This window comes from Streptomyces sp. NPDC002076, assembly GCF_053593835.1.
Genome location: NZ_JBSFDI010000031.1, coordinates 21174 through 30778 on the forward strand (window position 1 = coordinate 21174; position 9605 = coordinate 30778).

At 72.7% G+C, this 9605-nt stretch carries 1 protein-coding gene; it reads right to left on the reverse strand.

What is annotated here, in order from left to right; all coding sequences use genetic code 11:
* Positions 1 to 17: 17 nt before the first annotated feature.
* Entirely contained in the window at positions 18 to 9602 is a 9585-nt protein-coding gene (locus ACWCQS_RS41040; protein ID WP_451009230.1) for a type I polyketide synthase, read from the reverse strand.
* Between the last annotated feature and the right edge of the window lie 3 nt (positions 9603 to 9605).

Consider the following 9605-nt stretch of genomic DNA (forward strand, 5'->3'; position numbering starts at 1 on the left):
GCGCGCACGCTGTAGTGCTAAATTCCGAGCTCGTTCTCGATGAAGGCGAAGACCTCGTCGGGCGTCGCCTCTTGGAGCCGGCCCGCCACCGCTTCGCCGTCCGGTGCGGACCCGGGCTCGGTCTCCTCCCACTTCGTGAGCAGGGCCCGCAGCCGCGCCGTGATGTCGGTCCGTGTCTCCGCGTCCGGGTCCAGCACCGACAGGGCGGACTCCAGCCGTTCCAGTTCAGTGATGCCGGGAGCCGCGGCCGCGCCGCCGTCCTGTGTGATCTCGGCGCGCAGGACGTCGGCGAGCGCCGCGGGGGTCGGGTGGTCGAAGACCAGGGTGGCCAGCAGGCGCAGTCCGGTCGCCGCGTTGAGCCGGTTGCGCAGTTCGAGCGCGATCAGGGAGTCGAAGCCGAGTTCCTTGAAGGCGCGTGACGCACCGACCTCGGCGGTCGAGGGGTGGCCGAGTGCCGCGGCGGCCTGCGTCCGGACCAGTTCGAGTACCACGAGGGACTGCTCCGCCCGGGACATTCCGGCGAGCCGCTGCCGGAGTGCCTCGGCCGCCGACGGCGCGCTTCCCGTGGCCTCGTCGGAGGCGCTGGTCCGCTCGAGCAGGCGTACCTCGGGCAGCTCACCGATGAACGGGCTGCGGCGTACGGCGGTGAAGCCGGGCGCGAAGCGGTCCCACTGGATGTCGGCCACGGCGACCGTGGTCTCGTCGTGGTCCAGCGCCTGCTGCAGCGCGCGGATCGCCAGCCGCGGGGTCATGGCCGGCACTCCGCCCCGGTCGAGCCGGTCGCCGATGGCGCCGTCGGCGGCCAGGCCGCCGTCGCCCCAGCGTCCCCAGGCGATCGAGGTGGCGGGCAGACCCGCGGCGCTGCGGTGCTCGGCGAGGGCGTCCAAGTAGGCGTTGGCCGCTGCGTAGTTGGCCTGTCCGGCGTCGCCGAGGGTGCCGGCCACACCGGAGAACAGCACGAACGCGGAGAGCTCGAGATCGCGGGTGAGCTCGTGCAGGTTGCGTGCAGCGTCCGCCTTCGGTCCGAGGACGGTGGCGAAGCGGTCCGGCGTGAGGGCCTCGAGGACACCGTCGTCGAGGACGCCGGCGGCGTGGACGACGGCGGTGAGCGGCCGGTCGGCGGGGACGGCGGCGAGGAGTCCGGTGAGGGCGGTGCGGTCGGCGACGTCGCAGGCCGCGACGGTCACTTCCGCGCCCAGAGCGGTGAGTTCCTCGCGCAGTTCGCCGGCGCCGGGGGCGTCGGGGCCACTGCGGCTGGTGAGCAGCAGATGCCCGGCACCGTTGCGGGCCAGCCACCGGGCCACGTGCGCGCCCAGCGCGCCGGTACCACCGGTGACCAGCACCGTACCCCCGGGCCGCCAGTTCCGGGCGGGTGCGGAGTCGGCCAAGGGGGCGCGGGCCAGGCGGCGGGCGAACACCCCGGTGGTGCGGACCGCGAGCTGATCCTCCCCGCCGTCGCCGGCCAGCACGGCGGTGAGCCGCGTCAGCGACCGCTCGTCGGGGGTCTCGGGCAGGTCGACCAGACCGCCCCAGCGTTCGGGGTGTTCCAGGGCCGCGGTGCGGCCGAATCCCCACAGCAGGGCCTGTTCGGGGTCCGTCACGGTGTCGCTGCCGCCCACGCCGACCGCGCCGTGCGTGGCGCACCACAGCGGGGCGTCGACGCCGGTGTCGCCCAGCGCCTGCAGCAGGGCGAGGGAGCCGTGCAGAGCCTGCGGGTGGGGAGCGGAGGCCAGCAGGGAGAGGACGCCCGAGACGCCGTCGACGGTCTCTTCGCCGAGCCGGTCGGCGAGCACCTTGCGTTCGGGGTGGGCCTCGGTCAGGACCAAGGTGCGTACCGTCGCTCCGCGTTCGGCGAGCGCGCGGCCCGCCGCCGCGGCCCACTGGCCGTCGGCCGCTGTCCCGGGCACCACCAGCAGCCAGGTGCCGGTCAGTCGTGCCGGACGCTCGTCGGCAAGCCGTGTCCAGGTGACCCGGTAGCGCCAGTTGTCGACCGTCGACCGGTCGCGGCTCTGCCGCCGCCAGGACGAGAGCGCGGGCAGTACGGGGCCGAGGGGCTCCGTGTCCGCGAGTTCCAGCGTGTCGGCCAGCGCCTGCAGGTCTTCGCGTTCGACCGCTTCCCAGAAGGCAGCGTCGGCCGGGTCGGCCGAGGCCACGGGAACCGTCTCCAGAGGGGAGGCCTCGGGCCAGTAGTTCTGGTGTTGGAAGGCGTAGGTGGGCAGGTCGACCCGGCGGGCACCGGTCCCGGCGAACACCGCCTTCCAGTCCACCGACACACCCTGCACGAACGCCTCACCCAACGACGCCAGGAAACGCTCCACGCCCCCGTCATCACGGCGCAGCGTCCCCACCACGGCAGCCTGTCGGCCCGCGTCCTCGACGCTCTCCTGCACCCCCATCGCCAGCACCGGATGCGCACTGCACTCCACGAACGCACCGAAACCCTGCTCCACCAGCACCCTTACAGCACCGTCGAGTTCCACCGTGCGACGCAGGTTGTCGAACCAATACCCCGCCGCGAGCTCCGGACCCTCCACCCACCGGCCGGTCACCGTGGACAGGAACGGCACCCGTGCGGGCCGCGGCACGATACCGTCCAGCAGCTGCAGCAACTCCTCACGCAGCAACTCCACCTGCGCGGAGTGGGAGGCGTAGTCCACCGGCACCCTGCGGGCCCGGATCCCTTCCGCCTCACACGCGGCCAGCAGCTCCTCCAGCGCCCGCGGCTCACCCGAGACCACCACCGACGACGGCCCGTTCACCGCCGCCACCGACACCCGCTCCTCACCCCAGACGGCGATCCTCTCCCGCACCGCCGCCACCGGCAGCGCCACCGACACCATCCCGCCACGCCCGGCCAAAACCCGGCCGATCGCCTGGCTGCGCAACGCCACCACCCGTGCGGCGTCCTCAAGACTCAAGATGCCCGCGACACAGGCGGCGGCGATCTCCCCCTGGGAATGGCCGAGCACGGCGGCGGGCTCCACACCCGCCGACCGCCACAACTCCGCCAGGGAGACCATCACCGCGAACAGGGCGGGCTGGACCACATCCACCCGCTCCAACGACGGCGCACCCGGCACCTGCCGCAGCACATCCACCAACGACCAGTCCGTGAGGGGGTCCAGCGCCGCCGCGCACTCATCGATCCGGGCAGCGAACACGGGTGAAGCGTCCAACAACGCGGAGGCCATGCCTACCCATTGCGACCCCTGTCCGGGGAACACGAACACCCCCTTGCTCCCCGTGCCCGACCCCTGCACGAGCCCGGGCAGTGCTCTCTCCTGGGTCAGTGCCTGCAGTCCGCTGACGAAGCCGGCTCGGTCGCGGCCGACCACCACGGCCCTGTGGTCGAGCACGGAACGGGTGAGCGCCAGGGAGGAACCGATGTCGGCGGGCTCCAGGTCGGTGTGCTCCTCCAGATGGTCCAGGAGCCGCTGCGCCTGGTCGCGCAGCGCCGTCTCGGTCCTGCCCGACAGCACCCACGGCAGCACCGTGCCGTCCGTGAGGGGCAGGGTGGTGTCGCCGTGCGGGTCGTCGGAGTGCTCCGCCTGGTCCTGCGGAGCTTCTTCGAGAACGGCGTGGGCGTTGGTGCCGCTGAAGCCGAAGGAGGAGACGGCGGCTCGGCGCGGCCGGCCGGTCTGCGGCCACTCGGTGCTCCGGGTGAGCAGCTCGACGGCTCCGGTGGACCAGTCGACGTGCGGGGTCGGCTCGCTGATGTGCAGGCTCGGCGGGAGCACACCGTGCCGCATCGCCAGCACCATCTTCATCACACCCGCCACACCCGCGGCCGCCTGGGCGTGTCCGATGTTGGACTTCACCGAGCCCAGCAGCAGCGGACGGTCCTCGGCACGGTCCTGCCCGTAGGTGGCGAGCAGCGCCTGGGCCTCGATCGGGTCGCCCAGGCTCGTACCGGTGCCGTGCGCCTCCACCGCGTCGACGTCCGCGGCCGACAGCCGGGCGTTGGCCAGCGCCTGCCGGATGACGCGCTGCTGGGAGGGGCCGTTGGGCGCGGTCAGGCCGTTGCTCGCACCGTCCTGGTTGATCGCCGATCCGCGGACCACCGCCAGCACGGGATGGCCGTTCTTACGGGCGTCCGACAGCCGCTCCACCACCAGCAGGCCGACGCCCTCGGCCGGGCTGAAGCCGTCGGCGTCGGCGGAGAACGCCTTGCAGCGGCCGTCCGCGGACAGTCCGCGCTGCCGGCTGAACTCGATGAAGGTGCCGGGTGTCGACATCACCGTGACGCCGCCGGCGAGCGCGAGGGAGCACTCGCCGTTGCGCAGCGCCTGCACCGCCAGGTGGAGGGCGACGAGCGAGGCCGAGCACGCGGTGTCCACCGTCACCGCCGGACCCTCCAGCCCGAACGTGTAGGCGACACGGCCGGAGACGACGCTGCCCGCCGTGCCCGTGGCCAGATGGCCCTCGTATCCGGTGTCGGAGGCCTGCATGACCATGGAGTAGTCGGAGCCGTTGGTTCCGACGAAGACACCGGCCTGGCTGCCGCGCAGCGTCACCGGGTCGATCCCCGCCCGCTCGAACGCCTCCCACGACGTCTCCAGCAGCAGCCGCTGCTGCGGATCCATCGCCAGCGCCTCACGCGGCGAAATCCCGAAGAACCCCGGATCGAAACGCGTCGCCTCCCGCAGGAAACCACCCTCACGCGTGTACGACGTCCCCTGCGCGTCCGGATCCGGATCGTACAACCCCTCCACGTCCCAACCCCGGTCCACCGGGAACCCCGACAACGCATCCCCACCCGAGACCAGCAACCGCCACAGATCCTCCGGCGACCGCACATCACCCGGGAAACGACAACTCATCGCCACAATGGCGACGGGCTCGTCGTCTGCGACGCCGGCCACGGCCGGCAGCGGGGCCGCGATCGCGCCGGTCGTACCGGACAGCTCGCGGCGCAGATGCCCGGCCAGAACGGTGGGGGTGGGGTAGTCGAAGATGAGGGTCGGCGGGAGCTTCAGCGCGGTGGCGGCCCCGAGGCGGTTGCGCAGTTCGACGGCGGTGAGCGAGTCGAAGCCGAGCTCCTTGAAGGCCCGGCCCGACTCGACCGCCTCCGGACCCGCGTAGCCGAGGACGGATGCCACGGCCGTGCGCACCAACTCCAGGATCGCGCGCTCCTGTTCGGCTTCCGGCCGGCCCGCGAGCTGCTGGAGCAGCGCGCTGCCGCCGGCCGCGTCGGCCTCGGTGTCCGCACGCATGCCGTCCATCACGGCGCGTGCCTCGGGCAGGTCGCCGAGCAGGGGGCGCGGCCGGCCGGAAGTGAAGGCGAGGACGAAGCGCTTCCACTCCATGTCGGCGACGGTCAGTGCCGTCTCGTCCCGGTCCAGGGCCTGGCCCAGGGCGGTGACCGCGAGTTCGGGCGCCATCTCGAGCACGCCGTGGCGGCGCATACGGTCGCCCACCGCGCCTTCGGCCATGCCGCCGTCGCCCCACGGTCCCCAGGCCACGGACGTCGCCGTGAGCCCGGCGTCGCGCCGGTACTGGGCGAAGGCGTCGAGGAAGGCGTTGCCGGGCGCGTAGTTGCCCTGGCCGGGGGCGCCGAAGGTGGCGGCGAAGGAGGAGAACAGCACGAACGCCGACAGGTCCAGGTCCCTGGTCAGTTCGTGCAGATGCCGGGTCGCCTCGACCTTGACCCGCAGGACCCGGTCCAGCTGGTCCGGCGTGAGTGCCTCGATGACACCGTCGTCGAGTACGGCCGCGGTGTGCACCACGGCCGTCAGCGGCCGGTCCTCCGGTATCGCGGCGAGCAGTTCACCGAGGGCGGTGCGGTCGGCGACGTCGCAGGCCGCGACGGTCACTTCCGTGCCCAGGGCGGTGAGTTCCGCACGCAGTTCGCCGGCGCCGGGGGCGTCGGGGCCACTGCGGCTGGTGAGCAGCAGATGCCCGGCACCGTTGCGGGCCAGCCACCGGGCCACATGCCCGCCCAGCGCGCCGGTACCACCGGTGACCAGCACCGTCCCCCCGGGCCGCCAGTCACGGACCGCCGGGGTGCGGTCCAGCGGGGCCCGCACCAGCCGTCGTACGAACACTCCCGCAGGCCGCAGCGCGAGCTGATCCTCGTCACCGGCCGCCGCGAGCACATCCGCCAGACGCTTCAGCGACCGTTCATCGGCCTCGCCCTCGCCACCGGCCGCGGACGGCAGGTCGAGCAGACCGCCCCACCGCTCACCGTGCTCCATCGATGCCACCCGGCCCAGGCCCCAGACCAGCGCCTGCTCCGGATCGTCGAGTGTGTCGCCCTTGTTGACGGAGACCGCGCCGCGGGTGGCGCACCACAGGGGTGCCGTGACCTCCGCGTCGCCGAGGGCCTGCACGAGGGCGAGGGAGTTGTGCAGGGGCTGCCCGGCGTCCAGGGCGAGCAGCGACAGCACACCGCTGACGGGCTCCCCCTCGCCGAGCTCCTCGCGCAGCAGGGCGGCCAGCGTTTCCCGGTCGGTCGTGACCGGCGTCAGCACCCGCACCGTGGCGCCGCGCGCGGTGAGGGTACGAGTGACGCCCGCCGGCCATGCACCGTCCGCGTCCGGCGCGACGACCAGCCAGGTTCCGGAGAGGCGTGGGGCCGTCGAGTTGTCCGGCAGCGGCTTCCAGGTGACCCGGTACCGCCACCCGTCGAGGGTCGACGTCTCACGGCTCTGCCGCCGCCAGGACGACAGCGCGGGCAGCACCTCGCTCAGCCGCTGATCCCCGTCGACCGCCAGCTCGGCAGCCAGCGTCTCCCAGTCCTCCCGCTCCACCGCCTCCCAGAAGCGGGTTTCGACGGAGTCGCTGGGGATGGTGTCCTGTGCGGCCGGGGCGGCTCCTGATTCAAGCCAGTAGTTCTGGTGTTGGAAGGCGTAGGTGGGCAGGTCGACCCGGCGGGCACCGGTCCCGGCGAACACCGCCTTCCAGTCCACCGACACACCCTGCACGAACGCCTCACCCAACGACGCCAGGAAACGCTCCACGCCCCCCTCGTCCCGGCGCAGCGTCCCCACCACAGCAGCCTGCCGGCCCGCGTCCTCGACGCTCTCCTGCACCCCCATCGCCAGCACCGGATGCGCACTGCACTCCACGAACGCACCGAAACCCTGCTCCACCAGCACCCTTACAGCACCGTCGAGTTCCACCGTGCGACGCAGGTTGTCGAACCAATACCCCGCCCCGAGCTCCGGACCCTCCACCCACCGGCCGGTCACCGTGGACAGGAACGGCACCCGCGCGGGCCGCGGCACGATACCGTCCAGCAGCCGCAGCAACTCCTCACGCAACAACTCCACCTGCGCGGAGTGGGAGGCGTAGTCCACCGGCACCCTGCGGGCCCGCACCCCATCCGCCTCACACGCGGCCAGCAGCTCCTCCAGCGCCCGCGGCTCGCCCGAGACCACCACCGACGACGGCCCGTTCACCGCCGCCACCGACACCCGCTCCTCACCCCAGACGGCGATCCTCTCCCGCACCGCCGCCACCGGCAGCGCCACCGACACCATCCCGCCACGCCCGGCCAAAACCCGGCCGATCGCCTGGCTGCGCAACGCCACCACCCGTGCGGCGTCCTCAAGACTCAAGATGCCCGCGACACAGGCGGCGGCGATCTCCCCCTGGGAATGGCCGAGCACGGCGGCGGGCTCCACACCCGCCGACCGCCACAACTCCGCCAGGGAGACCATCACCGCGAACAGGGCGGGCTGGACCACATCCACCCGCTCCAACGACGGCGCACCCGGCACCTGCCGCAGCACATCCACCAACGACCAGTCCGTGAGGGGGTCCAGCGCCGCCGCGCACTCATCGATCCGGGCAGCGAACACGGGTGAAGCGTCCAACAACGCGGAGGCCATGCCCGCCCACTGCGAACCCTGACCCGGGAAGACGAACACCGTCTTACCCCCCGCGCTCACCCCCTGCACCACACCCGGCGCCACCGAACCCGCCTGCACGGCAGCAAGCCCCGCACGCAACCGCGAAGCCTCACCACCCACCACCACCGCACGATGCTCCAGACCCGCACGGCCCACCGCCAGCGACACACCCACATCCACCGGACGCACACCCTCATGCGCGTCCACCCACGCCAGCAACCGCCCCGCCTGCTCCCGCAACGCCGCCGCACTCCTGCCCGACAACGCCCACACCACACACCCACCAGCCACCAGACCCGGCTCCCCCACCGACCCCGGCCCCGACCCCGACCCCGACCCCGACCCCGGCTCCAACCCCTCCTCCACCGGCGCCTGCTCCACCACCACATGCGCATTCGTCCCACTGAAACCGAAGGAGGAGACGGCGGCTCGGCGGGGTTCGCCGGTCTCCGGCCAGGGAACGGTGTCGGACAACAGTGAGACCGCGCCGGCCGACCAGTCGACATGGGGTGTCGGCTCGTCGATGTGGAGGGTCCTGGGGAGGACACCGTGGTGCATCGCCTGGATCATCTTGATGATTCCGGCGACACCCGCGGCGGCCTGCGTGTGGCCGATGTTCGACTTGATGGAGCCGAGCAGGAGCGGCCGGTCCGCGGGCCGGTCCTGGCCGTAGGTGGCCAGCAGCGCCTGGGCCTCGATCGGGTCGCCCAGCGTCGTACCCGTGCCGTGCGCCTCCACCGCGTCGACCTGGTCGGCCGACAGCCGGGCGTTGGTGAGTGCCTGGTGGATGACGCGCTGCTGCGAGGGACCGTTCGGCGCCGTCAGGCCGTTGCTCGCACCGTCCTGGTTGACGGCGCTGCCGCGCACCACCGCCAGCACCGGGTGGCCGTTGCGCCGGGCGTCCGACAGCCGCTCCACCAGCAGCATGCCCACGCCCTCGCCCCAGCCGGTGCCGTCGGCGGCGGCCGCGAACGGCTTGCAGCGACCGTCGGCGGCGAGGCCGCGCTGACGGCTGAACTCGGTGAAGGTGGCCGGGCTCGCCATGACCGTGACACCGCCGGCCAGCGCCAGATCGCACTCGCCGGCGCGCAGCGCCTGCACCGCCATGTGCAGGGTGACCAGCGACGACGAGCACGCGGTGTCCACCGTCACCGCCGGACCTTCGAGCCCGAAGGTGTAGGCGACGCGGCCGGAGGCGATGCTGCCGGAGCTTCCGGTGCCGAGGAAGCCCTCGACGCCTTCGGGGATCTCGTCCAGGCGGGCCGTGTAGTCGTGGTACATGACTCCGGCGAACACGGCCGTACGGCTGCCACGCAGCGATGTGGGGTCGACACCGGCCCGCTCGAACGCCTCCCACGACGTCTCCAGCAGCAGCCGCTGCTGCGGATCCATCGCCAGCGCCTCACGCGGCGAGATCCCGAAGAGGGCGGGGTCGAAGTGGCCGGCGTCGTAGAGGAATCCGCCTTCGCCGACGTAGCTGGAGCCCGCCTTGTCGGGGTCGGCGTCGTAGAGGGAGTCGACGTCCCAGCCCCGGTCGGTGGGGAACGGCCCGATGGCATCGGTGCCGTTCAGGACCAGCTGCCACAGGTCCTCCGGGGTGCGTACACCTCCCGGATAGCGGCAGCTCATCGCCACGACGGCGATGGGTTCCTGGTTGCGCTCCTCGACCTCGCGCAGCCGCCGGCGGGCCTGACGCAGGTCGGCAGTGGCCCGCTTGAGGTAGTCGCGGAGCTTGTCCTCGTTCGCCATCGC

What these genes read in the sequence shown, in the direction of transcription:
- ACWCQS_RS41040 (WP_451009230.1), bottom strand. Translation starts at nt 9,602, where the DNA reads ATGGCGAACGAGGACAAGCTCCGCGACTACCTCAAGCGGGCCACTGCC.